Source organism: Kribbella sp. WER1, from assembly GCF_054189145.1.
On sequence record NZ_CM135186.1, the window covers coordinates 6,174,296 to 6,191,734 of the forward strand.

A 17,439-nucleotide genomic window follows, 5' to 3' on the forward strand; every position below is an offset into this window, starting at 1 on the left:
GGTGCAGGATCTTGCTGCTGTGCCGCTAATCTTGAGGCGCCGACGAGGAGATAGACCATGACGGAGCCTGCTGACTTCGAGCACGATCTTGCTACCCAGGTGCTGATCGAGCTGTACAGCGAGATCCCGCCGCCGAGCAAACTGGTGACCGGGCACTTCCACAGCGGCGGTGACTACCGCGTCGTCCGTCCGGACGGCGTGGGCAGTTGGTACCTGCTCTACACGGCCTCCGGGACCGGCCGGTACGTGCTCGGCGACAACAAGCTGATGCTGCGGCACGGGGACGTCGTCCTGGTCAGCCCCGGTACGCCGCACGACTACGGCACGGTCGGGACGTACTGGGAGTCGTGGTGGGCGCACTTCCAGCCGAGGCGGGAGTGGCACGGGTGGCTGTCGTTGCCGCAGGCAATGCCCGGGCTGTCGTACGTCCGGCTCACCCGGTCGTCGGAGACCGACCGGGTGGTGTCCGCGTTCGACCGCATGCACCGGGACGCGCAGCGCGCCGGTCTCTCGCCGACCGGCGACACCGAGCTGCATCTACTGGAGAAGAGCGTCGCGACCGAGCTGACCATGAACGGCATCGAGGAGGTGCTGCTGACCGCGGTCTCCAGCCTGCGCCGCGAGACGCAGCAGCTCGACGCACGCGTGCATCTGGTGCTCGAGGCAATCACCGCCGACCCGTCGAGACCGCACACGCTGACCTCGCTGGCCGGCCTCGCGCAGGTCTCGGTGTCCCGCCTCGCCCACCTCTTCAAGGAGCAGGTGGGCGACTCGATCATGAACGTCGTCCTGGCGCTCCGGCTGCAACGTGCGGCGGAGTTGCTCGGCGCCACCGACATGTCGGTCGCGCAGATCGCGGTCGCGGTCGGGTTCGACTCACCGCACTACCTGAGCCGCCAGTTCGGCCGCCGGTACGGCATGTCCCCGACGGCCCATCGCCGCGCGGTCAGGAACCCGGAGCTAGAGCTATATTGAGCTCGGTCGCCGCGGCGTAGTCCGCGCCGCCCGCCAGTCCGACGAGCCGCACGTAGCGTGCCGTCGTACCGGCCGGGAACCGTGCGATCTTAGCGTCCACGCTCCCGTCCCACGAACCCTTCACGGCCGACGTGAACGTGACGCCGTCGGTGCTCGTCTGGACGTCGTACGACAAGATCCGCCCGTTCGGTACGTCGGCGTCCTGGCGCGGGGTGTACACGAGCGCCTCCAGCGCCCGCGGCGTCTTCAGATCGAGCGTGATGTACTGCGGCAGCGGGGCGTGCGGGCTCCAGTTCGAGTGCCACATCGTCGCGCAGTCGCCGTCGATCGCCGCCGACGCGCCGTACGCCGATCCGCCCTGGCTGGTGGCGGTCGCCGTCATCTCGTTCTGCGGCAGGAAGTTCAACGGCCCGAACGGTCCGTCGGCCGGCGGCGGCGTACCCGGGATCGCGGTCACCCGGCCGAGAGCAGGTGCCTTGAGCAACGGATGGGTCCGCAGGTAGTTGAGGAACACCTCCTGTCCCATCCGCGGCGCCCGGGTCAGATCGGTCGGCTGCTCGAAGGCGGGATACCCGTACTGCGCGCCGTGCAGCGGCATCGCCGCGCTGGTCGTCACGCGGTACGTCCGGTCGAGCTGCAACGGCTTGCCGTCGATCAGCACCTTCGCCGGGTCGACCCGATCACCGACCGGCCGGCCGAGGTCGTACGTGTAGCGGAAGTTCGCGGAGGTGGCGAGCGTCGACAAGCGGGTGCAGCCGTACGCCGGCGGGATCCACTGCTGCTCCAGGACCGCCTTCACCGCGGATCCCCTCATCGACTGCGTGGTGATCGGCGAGATCCCGGCGACCGGCCACGCTTCGCCGTACGTCACCGTGCCCGCCTTCAGCCCGGCCGCGATCACATCGACGCCGAGGTCGGCCGGGACCAGCGCGAAGTCGCCGCCCGACTCGGACCGGTAGAGGTCCGCGACCAGGTTGCCCGTCCGGCTCTCCGCCTTCGGTGCGAAGTCGAGGTCCCGGTCGAGTTTCGTGAGCGGTTCCTGCTGCCGGGCGATCCACTTGTCCATCCAGTACTTCACGATCGTCTGGATGCCCGGGTCCGGCGTCACGTCCTTCGTCACCGCGTGGTTGGTCGCGGTCGTCGCGGACCGGATCACCTCGCCGGTCACCGGATCCAGCGACAGGTTCACCTCGCCGAGCACCCGCCCGTGGTTGCTTGCCTCCAGCACCGGCCGCGGTACGCCGTTCGGGTCCGGGATCATGCAGTTGAACGCGGTGTGCCAGTGCCCGCCGAGGATCACGTCGACGTCCGGCGAGATCGCCCGCGCGGCGTCGAAGATCGGACCGGTCGGGTTCTTGCACTCGTCGTACAGGCCGCCCTGCTGGCCGCCCTCGTGCATGCTCACCACGATCGCGTTCACGCCCTGCGCCTTCAGCTCCGCCGCGGCCCGGTTCGCCGCCTCGACGACGCCCTGGAACCCGTAGCCGGAGCCCGTGATCGACAGCGTCTCGGTCGGCGTCCCGGGGAAGCCCAGCCCGATGAACCCGATCCGCTGCGACCCCGCCTTCGCGATCCAGTACGGCGGGAGCACCGGCCGCTTGCTCTTCGGGTCGACGATGTTCGCCGCGTGGTACGCGTAGTCGGTGCCGTGGAAGTTCCGGCCGGTCGAGTCCTTGAAGCAGCTGTCGAACCCGGGCTTGCCGTAACACGCGCCGGTCGTCATCCGGCGCAGGAACGGGAACTCCCGGTCGAACTCGTGGTTCCCGGCCACGTCGAAGTCCATCCCGAGCGCGTTCAGCACCTCGATGGTCGGCTCGTTCGCGAACGCCTGCGTGTAGTCGGGCCAGCCGCTGAACTGGTCGCCGGAACCGATCAGGAAACTGTTCGGCTTCCGGAGCTGATCGAGGTGCGCCTTCAGGTACCCGGCACCGCCGACCTGCTGGGCGCCGGACGGGCCGGCGATCGTCAGGTTCTCGGTCTCGGACAGGTAGCCGTGCAGGTCGGTGAGGCTGAACAGCTGCACCGGGATCGGTGGTGGTGCGGCCTCGGTCGGTACGGCGGTCGCGGTGGCTCCCACCACCAGGCCGAGGACGGCGAGAACTGAGCTGATCCGGAACTTCCTGGGCATCGGCTGCTCCTGTCGGTCGGGGCGGAACCAGCACGAAAGCTAGTCGCCGCGACCGGCGCCGGGACATGGCCCCGAGTGCTGACTTCCTGCACGATCCGGCTGACGCTTTTCTACAAGCCAGGACGGAACGGCGGTCGTACTGTCGACGTATGACTGGTTATGTGGCAGTTGCCGAGATCGACATTGCGGCCTCTCCGGAGCGCGTCTGGGAAGTGCTGACCAAGCCGGAGGACCTGCCGGAGCTGTGGTTCGGGGCCACGGTGGAGACCGACTGGCAGGTCGGCAGCCCGATCACCTGGAGCGGCGAATGGCAGGGCAAGGCGTACCAGGACAAGGGCGAGATCCTGGCCGTCGAACCGGGGCGCTCGCTGAAGCTGACCCACTTCAGCCCGCTGACCGGGCAGCCCGACGTACCGGAGAACTACCACACGCTCACATACACGCTGACCGGCAGCACGCACCTGAAACTGGAACAGGACAACAACGGCAGCGAAGACGAGGCCAAGCACGCACAAGCCATGTGGGAAACACTCGTCACCAAGATCAAAGAGGCCGCTGAGTAATCTAGGCGGCATGTCTGATGGTGTTGAGGTGGACAGGCCGACGCGGGAGCGTGCGGCGGTCGGGGAGGACGGGCGGTCGCGGGACCGGAGCCGGCCGGCGGTGCCGGATCCGTTGCCGATCAGCGTCGTCGACGCGCACTGCCACCTCGACATCGCGGACGGCGAGGACGGCGCCTGGCTGAGCCCGGCCGAGGCGATCCGGCTCGCGGCCTCGGTCGGCGTGACCCGGATCGTGCAGGTCGGCTGCGACCTGCCCGGCGCCCAGTGGGCCGTCGAAGCGGCCACGCAGTACCCGAACCTGATCGCCGGCGTCGCCCTGCACCCGAACGAGGCCCCGAAGCTGAAGGAGACCGGCGAGCTGGACAGCGCGCTCGCCGAGATCGAACGGCTCGCATCCAGCTCCGACAAGGTCCGCGTGATCGGCGAGACCGGCCTCGACTACTTCCGCACCGGCGCCGACGGCCGGGCCGCGCAGCACGAGTCGTTCGCCGCCCACATCGACCTCGCCAAGCGCCTCGACAAGACGCTGATGATCCACGACCGCGACGCCCACGACGACGTACTGGGCATCCTCGACCGCGAAGGCGTCCCCGACCGCCTGGTCATGCACTGCTTCTCCGGCGACACCGAGTTCGCCCGCGAATGCGTCAACCGCGGCGCCTACCTGAGCTTCGCCGGCGTCGTCACCTTCAAGAACGCCCAATCCCTGCGCGACGCCCTCGCCGTCACCCCCCTAGACCACCTCCTCGTCGAAACCGACGCCCCCTACCTCACCCCGTCCCCGTACCGCGGCAAACCGAACGCGTCGTACCTCATCCCCCACACCGTCCGCCGCATGGCCGACGTCCTCAACATCTCCGTCCCCGAACTCTGCACAGCCCTCAACACCAACGCCAACAACGCTTTCGGAGGCACGTGGTAGCACGGCGCCGATATCCTGAGCCCGTGGACGAGGTGACCTACGAAGCCGTCAGCGCGGAGGTGAACTCCGTCGCCGACTCACTTCGCGGTGCCGACAAGGCCACGGTGGCCGCCGAGATGGGGCGCCTGGAGGCGCTGGCGGAGCGGATCCCGGACGAGGGTTCCCGCCGTACGGCGTTGATCCGGGTGCGCAAGCTGCCGACGCTCGTCGAAGGGCCGAAGGCACCGACGAGCCCCGAGTTCCGGCGCGCCGCCGCCCTGCAGGCCCAGGTGCTCGTGGACAAAGGAACGCCGGCCGAGCGGATCGCTCATGCCGAACGTGTGAAGCGCGAGATCGGGGAGCTGTCCAGACAGGCGCCGGTGCGCGAGTCCATGACGATCCTGCGGCTGAACTCCCTGCTTGTGCGACTGATCGAGCGCCTTCGCGACGAGAACCCCGGCACCTGATCGTGAACGGGTACGCCGAGGTCTCGCCGCAGTCCTGGGATGCCGAGCGGCCGCTGTCCGAGGACGAGGTCTGGCTGCTTCGCGACGCGATGAACACGGTGGCTCACGAGGCCACGCACCTGATGGCGCCGCTCGGCGACAAGACCGGCACCGGAGGCCTACCCGTACGACGATGCCGCGTCCGCGTTCGACGAGGGGCGCACCGAGTACTGGGCCGACGCCAACCTTGACGACATCGTCGAGGACGTCTTCCCGGAGGTCGGGCTGAGCCACCGGAAGGACGCGGTCGTGGCTGAATCGAGTTCGGTCGACATGGTCATCGACGAACAGCTCGCCAAGACAGGGCTGATGCCGGAGACCGACCGCGCGGCGGTCCGCAGGCAGTTGGTCGCTCCGTTGCGCGAGTCCTTCGGCAGGCTGGCCGCAGTCGAGACCGATGAATCCCTTGGGGACAACGAGAAGGCGGCGGCCGGCATCAAAGCCGCACAAGAATCGGTGGCAGGTCTCGACACCGAACTCGACCGCATCAGGACGCAGCAGGAGTTGTCCCCGGAGCTCAAGCGTTTGCAGGCCCTGACTGCGCCTCAGGCGCCTGCGGCCGGAGCAATCAGCCCGCGTGGGGAGGGCGAGCTTCGTGAGCGGGCGGGTGCGTCTGGTGAACCTTCTTCGAGACCGTTGCGGGGTGGGGCTCAGGGGAGCAGGCTGGGGGTGCCGGCCTCGGGTGGGGTCGGTCCTCGAGGGGAGGGGTAATGAGCGTTCTGATGACGATGCGGGTGACTGGGGATCCGACAGCGATCGAGAAGTTGGGCGCGGACAACGGCGCGCTCTTCCAGGGGGTGGTGGCGGATGCGTCGAGTCGCGGGCTGATCTCGCACCACTTCTACGGCAGTCAGACCGAGGTGCTCGTCGTCGACGAGTGGCCGGACGAGGGGGCGTTCCAGGCGTTCTTCGAGCACTCCGGGCCGCAGATTCAGCAGATCATGGCGCAGGCCGGTGTGACGGCGCAGCCGACGCCGGAGTTCTGGCGGCATCTGGAGGTCGGCGACGACGTCGGCTGACGCCGCTGGTAGACACACCTCATGGAGTTCAGTGAGGTGGTCCGCAAGCGGCGGATGGTCAGGAACTACGACCCGGACCGGGCGGTGCCGGAGGAGGTCCGGGAGCGGATCCTCGAGAACGGGCTTCGGGCGCCGTCCGGTGGGTTCAGCCAGGGCTGGGCGTTCCTGACGCTGGAGGGGGACGAACGGGAGCGGTACTGGCGGATCGCGGCCGAGGATCCGGACGAGAAGTATGTTGAATGGATCACAGGTCTGCGCCGGGCGCCGCTGCTGGTGCTGGCGTTCGCGCACAAGGACGCGTACCTCGATCGGTACACCGAACCGGACAAGGGCTGGACCGATCGCGACGAGCGCCACTGGACGGCGCCGTACTGGTTCGTCGACACCGGGATGGCCGTGCTGATGATGCTGCAGACGGTGGTCGACGAAGGCCTGGGAGCCTGCTTTTTCGGGCCTCCTGCAGAGAAAGTGGGCCGGTTGCTGTCCGAGTTCGGCGTACCGGACGGCTTCGAGCTGGTCGGGCTGTTGTCGGTCGGGTACCGGGCCCCGGACAAGCGGTCGCCGTCCCTCAAACGGGGCCGCCGGACGACCGCGGAAGTGGTGCACCGGGGCCACTGGGGCAATCACGCCGAGTAAGGGTGCCGTTACACCTTTTCGCGACACTCCGAACAGGGGATTGGCACTTCCGCGTCTTCTTCGTTATGGTCCCGTGATGTTGGCCGGGATCGGGGAAGTTCCCGGACGAGCACAACCCCTCGGCGGGGTCACCAAGTCTGGGCAGCCAGCCCAGCGGCGGAGGCCGGTGCCTGTGCTGTCCCACCCCGTGCCCGGGTAGCCCTACCTGGGAGCGTTAGTGCGTAAGTCCATCATCGTGGCCGTCGGTGCGGCGGCTGCGTTAGCCGTCGCGGGCGGCTCCGTGGCCTATGCCTCGAAGAGCAAGACCGTGAGCATCTCCGTCGACGGCCAGGTGCGGAAGGTGCACACCTTCGGCTCCACCGTGGCAGACGCGTTGAAGGCCGAGAAAGTTCAGGTCGGTGACCACGACAACGTCGCGCCGTCGCTGAACTCGAAGCTGAAGGACGGCCAGGAGATCGCCGTGCAGTACGGCCGCGAGCTGACCGTGAACGCCGACGGCACCAAGAAGGCCTACTGGACCACCGCCGGCAGCGTGAACGAGGCGCTCGCCGACCTGGGTCTGCGGTACGACGGCGCCCAGCTGTCCACCAGCCGGAGCGCGCCGCTGGGCCGCCAGGGGCTGGAGCTGACCGTCACCACGCCGAAGACCGTGCAGATCGTGCACCTCGGCAAGACCGTGACGATCAAGTCGCTGGCGAACACCGTCGGCCAGGCCCTCACGCAGGCGAAGATCCGCTGGGACGCCGACGACCGGATCACCCCGGCCGCCGCGACCCCGCTGAAGGTCGGCGTGAACACGATCGGGTACGTGCAGGTCCTGCAGAAGACCGTCACGAAGACCGAGGCGATCGCGCACGGCACCGCCAAGACCGACTCGGCGACGCTGCTCGAGGGCACCACGAAGACCACGACCAAGGGCACCGACGGCGCGAAGGCCGTCACGTACCTGTACACCTACCTGGACGGCAAGCTGTCGACCACGAAGGTCGTCGGGTCGAAGCTGGTGACCAAGGCCGTCGACGAGCAGGTCCTGGTCGGCACCAAGCCGAAGCCGGCCGAGCCGAAGACCACCACGACCACGACCACCGACAGCAAGCCCCCGGCGAGCTCGGGCGGCAGCGGTGCGTGGGACCGGATCGCCGCGTGTGAGTCGGGCGGCAACTGGGCCGCGAACACCGGCAACGGGTACTACGGCGGTCTGCAGTTCGACCACGGCACCTGGGCGGCCTACGGCGGTACGGCGTACGCGAACAACGCCAACGGCGCGTCGAAGGCGCAGCAGATCTCGATCGCGGAGAAGGTCAAGGCCGACCGCGGCGGGTACGGCGCGTGGCCGGTGTGCGGCAAGAAGGCGTGAGCCTGACACACTGGCTCGCGTGAGCTCGTCTGATTCATCCACATCAGCCGGACCGAGATTGCTCGGTCCGGCTGATGTGCGTTCACTGGCCGCCGCGCTCGGGGTCCGCCCGACCAAGCAGCGCGGCCAGAACTTCGTCATCGACCCGAACACGGTCCGCCGGATCGTCCGCGCCGCCGGCCTCACCGAGGGCGAGCACGTGCTGGAGATCGGCCCGGGCCTCGGTTCGCTGACGCTGGCGCTGCTCGCCGACGGGCATCCGGTGACGGCGGTCGAGATCGACCCGCTGCTCGCGCGGGCGCTCCCGTCGACGGTGGCGACGTACGCACCGGAGCAGGCGTCCAGCCTGACCGTGGTCGAGGCGGACGCGATGGAGGTCGGCCCGGAGCAGATCGGTACGCCGACCGCCTGCGTCGCGAACCTGCCGTACAACGTCGCCGTACCGGTGCTGCTGCACCTCCTGCAGGTGTCGGGCGACCTGCGGCACGGGCTGGTGATGGTGCAGGCCGAGGTCGCCGACCGGCTGGCGGCGCCGCCCGGCTCCCGGACGTACGGCGTACCGTCCGCGAAGGCCGCCTGGTACGCCGACGTGCGCCGGGCCGGTCCGATCGGGCGGAACGTGTTCTGGCCGGCGCCGAACGTGGACTCCGGGCTGGTCGCGTTCGAGCGCCGCGACCCGCCGGTGACCGCGGCGACCCGGGAGCAGACGTTCGCGGTGATCGAGGCGGCGTTCTCGCAGCGCCGCAAGACCGTCCGCTCGGCGCTGGCCCGCTGGATGCCGGACCGTGCGCGGCTGGACGAGGTGTTTGCCGCGACCGGGATCGACCCGCAGCTGAGAGGCGAGATGCTGGGGATCACAGAGTTCGCCGCCCTGGCTGGTGCGGCGAGGCACTAGCCTGTCCGACGTGCCACCTTCTGCTGAGGTCACGGTGCGGGCGCCGGCCAAGATCAATCTCGGTCTGTCGGTCGGTCCGCCGCGCCCGGACGGGTTCCACCCGGTCGCCACGGTGTACCAGGCCGTTGCCCTGTACGACGACGTGACCGCGGTGCTGCGGGACGACGACGGCGAGGTCTCGGTGGAGATCTCCGGCGACTTCGCGGACGACGTACCGACCGACGAGACGAATCTCGCGGTCCGGGCGGCGCAGCTGCTGCAGGCCGAGTACGACGTGGACGAGGGCGTCGACCTGACGATCCGCAAGACGATCCCGGTCGCGGGCGGGATGGCCGGCGGGTCGACCGACGCGGCGGCGACGCTGGTCGCGTGCAACCGGCTGTGGGGCCTGCAGCTGACCCAGACCGAGCTGCAGCACCACGCGGCCGAGCTGGGCAGCGACGTACCGTTCTGCCTGGTCGGCCACACCGCGCTCGGGCAGGGCCGCGGCGAGCAGGTCACCGAGGTGATGTCCCGCGGCACGTTCCACTGGGTGTTCGCGATCGCGGACGGCGGGCTGTCCACGCCGGAGGTGTACGGCCAGCTGGACACGATGCGCCCGCTGCGCCGGGTCGAGCCGCCGCAGGTCCGCCCGGAGCTGCTCTCGGCGCTGCTGTCCGGTAAGCCGGCCGCCCTCGCGGTTGCGCTCAGCAACGACCTCCAGGCGGCCGCGCTGGCGCTCCGCCCGGAGCTCGGCAACACCCTCCAGTTCGGCCTCGACCACGGCGCCCTGGCCGCGCAGATCTCCGGCTCCGGCCCGACCTGCCTGTTCCTGGCCGCCGACAGCCGCAGCGCGGTGGACCTCGCCGTCGACCTCGCCGAGTCCGGCCTCTGCCGGATGGTCCGCCAGGCCGAGGGCCCGGTCCCCGGCGCCCGGATCCTCCCGGCGATCGTCAGCCGGTAGTACGCTTAGCTAGGTGGACTAAGGAGGTCGGATGAGCGAGCCGGCTCAGCAGTACAACATTCATGAAGCCAAGACGCAGTTGTCCCGGATCCTCGAACGGGTCGAGCATGGCGAGGAGATCATTATCAGCCGTGCCGGCCACCCGATCGCAAAGGTCGTGCCACTGCCCACCTCACGCCACCGGACAGGCTGGGGGTCGCTGGCTGGGCAGATCAGCTACACCGACGACTGGGATTCGGACGAGACCAACGCGCAAATCGCCGACGACTTCGGTATGCCCTCGTGACGGACGTGCCTGGCGCCTCGCGCCTGCTGCTGGACACGCATGTACTGGTTTGGTGGCTGGCGGCCAGTCCTGAGCTGTCGGATCACCTGAGGGACCGGATCAACACAGATGCGGACGTCTGCGTGAGCTCGGTATCTTTCTGGGAGCTTTCGATCAAGAAGGCGGCCGGAAAAATCAAGCTTCCCGAGAACCTGCTTGGCTGGCTCGAGCGCGGTGGTGTGAGCGAGTTGCCGGTCCGGATGGCTCACGGTGACCTCGCGGGAATGCTGCCGATGATCCACCGGGATCCGTTCGACCGGATGCTTGTTGCGCAGGCGATGACTGAGCGACTGACGCTGGTAACGCGCGACCGGTTCATCCAGAAGTACGACGTACAGATCCTCGAGGCCTGAAAATCCGTTCGTCACCGGCGCCGGCCGGTGCTAGCTTCACACCGAGACCACCCATCGACTGACAGGAGACCGGGATGCGCCGCGGATCGATCTACCGCATCGGTATTGATCGTTTCGACGCATTCGCGAGGACTCTTGAATTCTCTGACGATGGGTATTGTGGCGCATGTCGACGCCGGTAAGACCAGCCTGACCGAGCGGCTGCTGTTCGCCGCCGGGGTCGTCGACCGGGTGGGCCGGGTCGACGACGGGAACACCCGGACCGACTCGATGGACCTCGAGCGGAAGCGTGGGATCACGATCCGCTCGGCGGTGGTGGCGTTCCGGCTCGGGGACCTGCCGGTGAACCTGATCGACACGCCCGGGCACTCGGACTTCATCGCCGAGGTGGAGCGGGCGCTGTCGGTGCTGGACGGTGCCGTGCTGGTGATCTCCGCGGTCGAGGGCGTGCAGCCGCAGACGCGGTTGCTGATGCGCACGCTCGGCCGGCTGCGGATCCCGACGCTGCTGTTCGTGAACAAGGTCGACCGGGTCGGCGCGCGGTACGACGACCTGCTCGCGGACATCGGCCGGCTGCTGACGCCGGGCGCCGTACCGATGCAGTCCGTCCCGGACCTCGGGACCCGGGCGGCCTCCGTCGTACCGCTCGACGTCCGGCGTGCCGAGCTCGGCGAGGTCCTTGCCGAGCGCAACGACGACTTCCTGGAGCGGTACCTGCAGGGCCCGGTGGACCAGGCGGCCGAGCTCCGCCGGCAGGTCGCGACCGGCGACGTGCACCCGGTGTACTTCGGGTCCGCGATGACCGGCGCCGGTATCGACGAACTGGTCCACGGCATCCGCAACTGGTTGCCGCGAGCAACCGGATTGCCGGCGGACGACCTGCAGGCAAGGGTTTTCAAGGTCGAGCGGGTCGAGGCCGGGCAGAAGATCGCGTCCGCGCGGATCCTCGGCGGCTCGCTCGCGGCCCGTACGCCGGTGCCGGTCCACCCGGTCGGCGGAGCGCCGTACCAGGCCCGCCCGAGCGGGATCGAGCTGTACGCCGACGGCGCCCGGCGGCCGGTGGACCGTGTCGAGGCCGGGCAGATCGTGGCGCTCCGCGGGCTGAAGAGCGTCCGGATCGGCGACCAGCTCGGCGTACCGGCGACGTACACGCAGCGGCTGTTCGCGCCGCCGACGCTGGAGACCGTGGTGAGTGCGCGGGACCGGGTGCGGCTGTTCCAGGCGCTCACCCAGCTCGCCGAACAGGACCCGCTGATCCGCGTCCGGAAGGCTCACAACACCGGCGACATCACGGTCAGCCTGTACGGCGAGGTCCAGAAGGAGGTGATCGCGTCCCTGCTCGCCGACGAGTACGGCGTGGACGTCACGTTCAGCGAGACGACGCCGATCCACGTCGAACGGCTGAACGGCATCGGCGCCGCGACCCGGACGATGGCCGAGAGCCAGTGGGTGTCCGGGGTCGGGTTCCGCGTCTCGCCGGTGGCCGAGGGCATCGAGTACCACCTGGAGGTGGAGCTCGGGGCGCTGACCCGGGCGTTCCACACCGCGATCGAGGAGACGGTCCGGCAGACGCTGCACCAGGGCCTGTACGGCTGGGACATCCCGAACATCCGGGTCGACCTCACGCACACCGAGTTCGACAACGCGACCAGTACCGCCGCCGACTTCCGCCGGCTGGTGCCGCTGGTGCTGATGCAGGCGATCGCCGAGGCCGGTACGACGGTCCTGGAGCCGGTGAACCACGTCGAGCTGGACGTCCCGCCGGACACCATCGCCCGGATCATGGCGCACCTCGCCGAGCACCGCGGGGTGGTCACGCAGGCGACCCAGACGCACCTCGAGGGCACGATCCCGGCGGCCGGGACGCACTCGTTCGAGTCGCAACTCCCGACCCTGACCCGCGGCGAGGGCGTGCTCGCGACCTCGTTCCACAGCTACAGCCCGGTGCCGGGCGCGCCGCCGAGCCGCGCGCGGACCGACGGCAACCCACTCAACGAGAAGCAGTACCTGCTACACCTCAGTCAAAGCTCTTGAGGATCGTATGGATCTCGCCGACGGTGTCGGAGACGTCGGGGGTGTGGGCGGTGATGCTGAGCAGCTCCCGCAGATGCAGGAGCGGGAGCCGCTCGCGCCAGCCGGGCGTCAGCGGGTGGATCTCCTCGTACGCCGTGAAGAACTCGTCGGAGAGGCGGCCGTAGATCAGCAGCGTCGACAGGTCCGCCTCCGGCCAGCCGTAGTACACCGCCGGGTCGATGAGGGCGGGTGTGCCGGTGGGTGCGGGCAGCAGGTTGCCGTGCCAGAGGTCGCCGTGCAGCAGCGCGGGGCCCTGGGGCGGGACGAGTTCGGGCAGGCGGTGAGCGACGCGTTCGAGGCGGCGGCGGTCCTCCTCGGGGAGCTGGCGGTGGCAGTTCGGCTCCTCGAGGTACCGCAGCAGCCGGTGCTCGGCGAAGAACGCGTGACCGTCCGTGGTCCACGGGTTCCGCTGCGGCAGTACGCCGAGGTAGTTGTCCCGGTCGTACCCGAACCGGTCCGCGGTCCGCGCGTGCTGCAGCGCCAGCGCCCGCCCGGCGTCCTCCCAGTACGTCGGCGACGGTCCCGACGTACCGAGGTCGGTCAGCACGATGAAGTCTGGCGTGACCCGCAACACTTCCGGTACGGCGAATCCGCCGGGCGTACGCAACGCGTCGAGGCCGTCCGCCTCCAGCGCGTACAGGTCCGGCGGCAGGTCGTCCTGGGTCTTCACGACCACCGAGCGGCCCCGCGACGTACGGACCCGGAACGTCCGGCTCGCGTACCCACCCTCCAGTGGTTCGGCGGCGATCGGGTCGCCCAACGAGAGGCCTTCGAGCCAGGCAGCAGTCAGCACTCGGACGATCCTGGCATCCCGTCGCGCGTCAGCTACCCTTGGGCCCGTTATGGCGGCACCTAACTTGGTCAATCTGGAAGCTGTTTCGAAGGGCTTCGGGACCCGCACACTGCTCGACTCGGTCAGTCTCGGCGTAGGCCGTGGTGAGCGGATCGGCGTGGTCGGGCGCAACGGCGACGGCAAGTCGACGCTCCTGCAGCTCCTGGCCCGGCGCGAGGAGCCGGACAGCGGCCGGATCACACACAACCGCGACCTGCGGCTCGGGTACCTCGGGCAGAGCGACGACCTCGACCCGGAGCAGACCGTGCTGCACGCGGTCCTCGGCGACGTCGAGACCTACACCTGGGCGGCGGACCCGAAGGCCCGCTCGGTGATGGAGCACCTGCTCGGCGAGGTCGACCACGAGGCACTGGTCGGCAGCCTGAGCGGTGGTGAACGGCGCCGCGCGTCGCTCGCCAGGCTGCTGCTCACCGAGGTCGACCTGCTGGTCCTCGACGAGCCCACGAACCACCTGGACATCGAGGCGGTCAGCTGGCTCGCCGAGCACGTCGTCGACCGTGCCGGCGCGCTGATCGTGGTCACCCACGACCGGTGGTTCCTGGACGCGGTCTGCACGGAGACCTGGGAGGTGCAGGGCGGCCGCGTCACGTCGTACGACGGTGGGTACGCCGCCTACGTGCTGACGAAGGCCGAGCGGGCCCGGAGCGCGCAGGTCAGCGAGGAGAAGCGGCAGAACCTGCTGCGCAAGGAGCTGGCGTGGTTGCGCCGCGGTGCCCCGGCCCGGTCCACGAAGCCGAAGTTCCGGATCGACGCGGCGAACGCCCTGATCGAGAACGAGCCGCCCCCGCGGGACAAGCTCGCGCTGTCCCAGCTGGCCACGTCGCGGCTCGGCAAGGACGTGTTCGACGCCGAGGACGTCAGCCTGAGCTTCGGCGACCGGAAGATGCTCGACCACGTGACGTTCCGGCTCGGCCCGGCGGACCGGATCGGGTTGCTCGGCCCGAACGGCGCCGGCAAGACGACGTTCCTCAAGGTGCTCACCGGGCAGCTCCCGCCGGACCATGGCCTGGTCAAGCAGGGCAAGACGGTCCGGGTCGCGAACCTCTCGCAGAACCTCGAGGAGATCGACGGCTCGGTCACGGTCCTCGACCACATCACCTCGATCCGGCGGACGGCGGCACTGGCCGGCCGCGGCGGGGAGCTGACGTCGTCGCAGCTGCTCGAGCGGTTCGGGTTCACCGGCGACAAGCTGACCACCCGGATCTCGGATCTGTCCGGTGGCGAGCGCCGCCGGCTGCAGCTGCTGCGGATCCTGCTGGACGAGCCGAACGTGCTGATCCTCGACGAGCCGACCAACGACCTGGACGTCGAGACGCTGACCGTGCTGGAGGACTTTCTCGACGGCTGGCCGGGCGTGGTGGTCACGGTGACCCACGACCGGTACTTCCTGGAGCGGGTCAGCGACATGGTTTACACGATCATGGGCGACGGCCGGGTCCGGCATCTGCCACGCGGTGTCGAGCAGTATCTCGACGAACTCGCGGCCGGAATTCCGCGGCGGGCGCCGTCGAATGTCTTGACACCGGCGGTGGAGGTGTCCACGGATTTGCCGGTCAGCGTTAATGCCGGGGTGGTTGAGCGTCCGACCGCTGACGCGGCAGCGGCCCGGGCGGCGAAGAAGGAGCTGAACCGGATCGAGCGGCAGCTCGCCAAGCTCACCGAGACCGAGGCGAAACTGCACGACCAGCTGGCCGCGAGTGCCAGCGACTACGAGCGGCTGGCCGAGCTGGACGCCGAACTGCGCAAGCTCGCGGATGAGCGCGGGGAACTGGAAACCGCCTGGTTCGAGGCCGCGGAACGCGCCGAATAACAAGGGTTTCGAGCCGCGGCGTCCCCTCCGATCCCCTGTGATTCGGAGGGGTACGCCGAGCTTCTGGGTGAGCGGGCCCCGTGCCGGCCGGCGTTGTTCGGGCCCCGAGCCCCGGACACCGCGCAGCCGCATTCGGCGGACCACCTCTTGCCGCCGAAGTCACCTTGTTTTGACATTTTGTAGTCGGTTCGCCACCGACGGTCATGACCCTAGTAGGGGTGTAGACCGGTGTCGATACGACAGCCTCTCGATCCTGTTGCAACTAGCAACGATTGGAACAGGGTAGGAGTGACGCACGGTCTTTTCGGATAATTCCGGCGCAATTCCCGAGGGGTTTTGTTGCCGCGGACAAGTCCCTTTGTTTATTCGAACGGGCGCACGAGCTCGCGCAGGACGCGGGCGATCTTCTGCTGGTCGCGTTCGCCGATCGAGCCGAGTAGGGTGCGCTCGTGGGCGAGCAGGTCCGCCATCGCGGCGTCGACCTTGTCCCGGCCGTCCGGGGTGAGCTGGACGAGCACCCCGCGCCGGTCGTTCGGGTCCGGCAGCCGCTCGACGAGGCCGCGGGCGGTCAGCCGGTCGACCCGGTTCGTCATCGTGCCCGAGGTGACCAGGGTTTCCTTCAGCAGCTTGCCGGGGGACAGCCGGTACGGCGTGCCGGCCCGGCGGAGGGCGGCGAGGACGTCGAACTCCCAGGACTCCAGGCCGTGTGTGTCGAAGGCCTGCCCGCGGGCGCGGTCCAGGTGCCGGGCGAGCCGGCTGACCCGGGACAGCACCTCCATCGGCGCCACGTCGAGGTCGGGGCGTTCCCGCCGCCAGGCCTCGATCAGCCGATCGACCTCGTCCTCCATGGCTCCGAGCGTACCGATCAAGACTCTTGACATCAAGACAAGTCCCGGGAGTAAAGTATCTCGACGTCAAGATAAAACCGAGGGGAAGGTGCAGTCGATGCGCAGGTCACCGGTGTGGAGTCCGGAGCAGTACGGCACGTACGCCGACGAGCGGGCCAGGCCGTTCCGGGACCTGGTGGAGCGGGTCCGGGCGGACGACGTACGGACCGTGGTTGACCTCGGCTGCGGACCCGGCGCGCTGACCGCGACGCTGCGGGACGTCTGGCCGGAGGCGACGATCCGCGGCGTCGACAGCTCGCCGCAGATGCTCGAGGCGGCCGCGCGGTACGCCGACGAGCGGCTGAGCTTCGAGCTCGGTGACGTCCGGGAGTGGACCGGGTCCGACCTCGACGTGATCGTCACGAACGCCACGCTGCAATGGGTCCCGGAGCAGCTCGACCTGCTGCCCGGGTTCGTCCGCGCGCTGCGGCCGGGCGGGTGGCTGGCGATCCAGATCCCCGGCAACGGCGACGCGCCGTCGCACGCGATCCTCCGCGAACTGGCGAACAACCCGCCGTACGCCGAGTACGCGAAGGACGCGTCGCTGCGCCCCGACGTACCGGGGCCGGCGGAGTACGTCGACGCACTGAGCGCCGAGGGGTGCGTGGTGGACGCGTGGGAGACGACGTACTTCCATCTGCTGGCGGGCGACAACGCCGTACTGGAATGGGTGAAGGGGACCGGGGCGCGGCCGGTGCTGCAGTCGTTGCCGGACGACGTGCGGCCGGCGTTCGAGGCCGAGTACGGGGCGCGGTTGGCGGAGGCTTATCCGCAGAAGGCCTACGGGACGTTGCTGCCGTTCCGGCGGATCTTTGCGGTTGCGCGGAAGAAAGGTTGATCGATGCGGCTTGATCATGTGCAGGTGTCGTGTCCGCCCGGTGGGGAGGACGTGGCGCGGGCGTTCTACCGGGACGCGCTCGGGATGACCGAGGTGGAGAAGCCGGAGCTGTTGAAGCCACGCGGCGGCTGCTGGTTCAAGGCCGGCGCGGCCGAGCTTCACGTCGGGGTGGAGCAGGATTTCAAGCCCGCGAAGAAAGCGCATCCGGCGCTCGCGGTGGACGACCTGGACGCACTGGCTGCCCGGCTTGAAAGCCTTGGGTTTCCGGTGACCTGGGACAACGAGACGATTCCCGGCCGTCGGCGTTTCCATACTGCCGACGGACACGGGAACCGCGTCGAGATCGTGTAGCTCGCCCGGCCCTCAAGCGGCTCGCC

At 69.2% G+C, this 17,439-nt stretch carries 20 protein-coding genes; 17 read left to right on the forward strand and 3 right to left on the reverse strand.

The annotated features are described in order from the left end of the window. Positions 1-57 precede the first annotated feature (57 nt). Entirely contained in the window at positions 58-975 is a 918-nt protein-coding gene (locus ACXJJ3_RS30080) for a helix-turn-helix domain-containing protein (protein WP_458165211.1), read from the forward strand. Here ACXJJ3_RS30080 and ACXJJ3_RS30085 read toward each other — a convergent pair. Continuing rightward, the gene (locus tag ACXJJ3_RS30085) at positions 947-3,103 is read right to left on the reverse strand and encodes a discoidin domain-containing protein (protein ID WP_458165212.1); all 2,157 of its coding nucleotides are present in this window, start codon (positions 3,101-3,103) and stop codon (positions 947-949) included. The two genes, ACXJJ3_RS30080 and ACXJJ3_RS30085, sit on opposite strands and share 29 nt — an antisense overlap. 149 nt (positions 3,104-3,252) lie before the next feature. Between ACXJJ3_RS30085 and ACXJJ3_RS30090 the strand changes: the two genes are divergently transcribed. From ACXJJ3_RS30090 to ACXJJ3_RS30150, 13 genes are all read left to right on the forward strand, one after another. Continuing rightward, entirely contained in the window at positions 3,253-3,666 is a 414-nt protein-coding gene (locus ACXJJ3_RS30090; protein WP_458165213.1) for an SRPBCC family protein, read from the forward strand. A gap of 10 nt (positions 3,667-3,676) precedes the next feature. Further along, entirely contained in the window at positions 3,677-4,588 is a 912-nt protein-coding gene (locus ACXJJ3_RS30095) for a TatD family hydrolase (RefSeq protein WP_458165214.1), read from the forward strand. A 23-nt stretch (positions 4,589-4,611) separates the two neighbouring features. Beyond that, entirely contained in the window at positions 4,612-5,034 is a 423-nt protein-coding gene (locus ACXJJ3_RS30100; protein WP_458165215.1) for a hypothetical protein, read from the forward strand. Positions 5,035-5,036: 2 nt separating this feature from the next. Next, the gene (locus ACXJJ3_RS30105; RefSeq protein WP_458165216.1) at positions 5,037-5,264 is read left to right on the forward strand and encodes a hypothetical protein; all 228 of its coding nucleotides are present in this window, start codon (positions 5,037-5,039) and stop codon (positions 5,262-5,264) included. 58 nt (positions 5,265-5,322) lie between these two features. Beyond that, complete coding sequence (locus ACXJJ3_RS30110; protein WP_458165217.1) at positions 5,323-5,784, forward strand: hypothetical protein; 462 nt, start codon at positions 5,323-5,325, stop codon at positions 5,782-5,784. Continuing rightward, positions 5,784-6,092, forward strand: coding sequence for a hypothetical protein (locus ACXJJ3_RS30115; RefSeq protein WP_458165218.1), 309 nt, complete (start codon positions 5,784-5,786; stop codon positions 6,090-6,092). Before ACXJJ3_RS30110 ends, ACXJJ3_RS30115 begins: the two co-directional genes overlap by 1 nt. A 21-nt stretch (positions 6,093-6,113) precedes the next feature. Beyond that, entirely contained in the window at positions 6,114-6,728 is a 615-nt protein-coding gene (locus ACXJJ3_RS30120) for a nitroreductase family protein (protein ID WP_458165219.1), read from the forward strand. 217 nt (positions 6,729-6,945) lie between these two features. Beyond that, positions 6,946-8,085 carry a ubiquitin-like domain-containing protein gene (locus ACXJJ3_RS30125; protein ID WP_458165220.1) on the forward strand — a complete coding sequence of 380 codons (1,140 nt, stop codon included), beginning with the start codon at positions 6,946-6,948 and terminating at the stop codon, positions 8,083-8,085. Between the two features lie 76 nt (positions 8,086-8,161). Further along, positions 8,162-8,980: a 16S rRNA (adenine(1518)-N(6)/adenine(1519)-N(6))-dimethyltransferase RsmA gene (gene rsmA / locus ACXJJ3_RS30130; RefSeq protein WP_458165221.1), complete on the forward strand. Its 819-nt coding sequence runs from the start codon at positions 8,162-8,164 to the stop codon at positions 8,978-8,980. Positions 8,981-8,990: 10 nt separating this feature from the next. Continuing rightward, the gene (locus ACXJJ3_RS30135; protein ID WP_458165222.1) at positions 8,991-9,923 is read left to right on the forward strand and encodes a 4-(cytidine 5'-diphospho)-2-C-methyl-D-erythritol kinase; all 933 of its coding nucleotides are present in this window, start codon (positions 8,991-8,993) and stop codon (positions 9,921-9,923) included. A 31-nt stretch (positions 9,924-9,954) separates the two neighbouring features. Further along, positions 9,955-10,209, forward strand: a complete 255-nt coding sequence (locus ACXJJ3_RS30140) for a type II toxin-antitoxin system Phd/YefM family antitoxin (protein WP_458165223.1) — start codon at positions 9,955-9,957, stop codon at positions 10,207-10,209. Next, positions 10,206-10,601, forward strand: a complete 396-nt coding sequence (locus tag ACXJJ3_RS30145; RefSeq protein ID WP_458165224.1) for a type II toxin-antitoxin system VapC family toxin — start codon at positions 10,206-10,208, stop codon at positions 10,599-10,601. The genes ACXJJ3_RS30140 and ACXJJ3_RS30145 overlap by 4 nt, the downstream gene beginning before the upstream one ends. Positions 10,602-10,751: 150 nt before the next feature. Continuing rightward, the gene (locus tag ACXJJ3_RS30150; RefSeq protein WP_458165225.1) at positions 10,752-12,635 is read left to right on the forward strand and encodes a GTP-binding protein; all 1,884 of its coding nucleotides are present in this window, start codon (positions 10,752-10,754) and stop codon (positions 12,633-12,635) included. On the opposite strand, the gene ACXJJ3_RS30155 is transcribed toward ACXJJ3_RS30150, so the two are convergent. Continuing rightward, the gene (locus ACXJJ3_RS30155) at positions 12,619-13,467 is read right to left on the reverse strand and encodes a fructosamine kinase family protein (protein WP_458165226.1); all 849 of its coding nucleotides are present in this window, start codon (positions 13,465-13,467) and stop codon (positions 12,619-12,621) included. The genes ACXJJ3_RS30150 and ACXJJ3_RS30155 overlap by 17 nt on opposite strands. Before the next feature lie 49 nt (positions 13,468-13,516). Here ACXJJ3_RS30155 and ACXJJ3_RS30160 point away from each other — a divergent pair, with 49 nt between their 5' ends. Next, positions 13,517-15,337 (forward strand): ABC-F family ATP-binding cassette domain-containing protein, encoded by a 1,821-nt coding sequence (locus tag ACXJJ3_RS30160; RefSeq protein WP_458165227.1) that lies wholly within the window; start codon positions 13,517-13,519, stop codon positions 15,335-15,337. 362 nt (positions 15,338-15,699) lie between these two features. On the opposite strand, the gene ACXJJ3_RS30165 is transcribed toward ACXJJ3_RS30160, so the two are convergent. Further along, entirely contained in the window at positions 15,700-16,185 is a 486-nt protein-coding gene (locus ACXJJ3_RS30165) for a MarR family winged helix-turn-helix transcriptional regulator (protein ID WP_458165228.1), read from the reverse strand. A 97-nt stretch (positions 16,186-16,282) separates the two neighbouring features. Between ACXJJ3_RS30165 and ACXJJ3_RS30170 the strand changes: the two genes are divergently transcribed. Next, positions 16,283-17,062 (forward strand): methyltransferase domain-containing protein, encoded by a 780-nt coding sequence (locus ACXJJ3_RS30170; RefSeq protein WP_458165229.1) that lies wholly within the window; start codon positions 16,283-16,285, stop codon positions 17,060-17,062. A 3-nt stretch (positions 17,063-17,065) separates the two neighbouring features. Continuing rightward, on the forward strand, positions 17,066-17,413 hold the full coding sequence (locus ACXJJ3_RS30175; RefSeq protein ID WP_458165230.1) for a VOC family protein: 348 nt from the start codon (positions 17,066-17,068) through the stop codon (positions 17,411-17,413). Positions 17,414-17,439 lie beyond the last annotated feature (26 nt).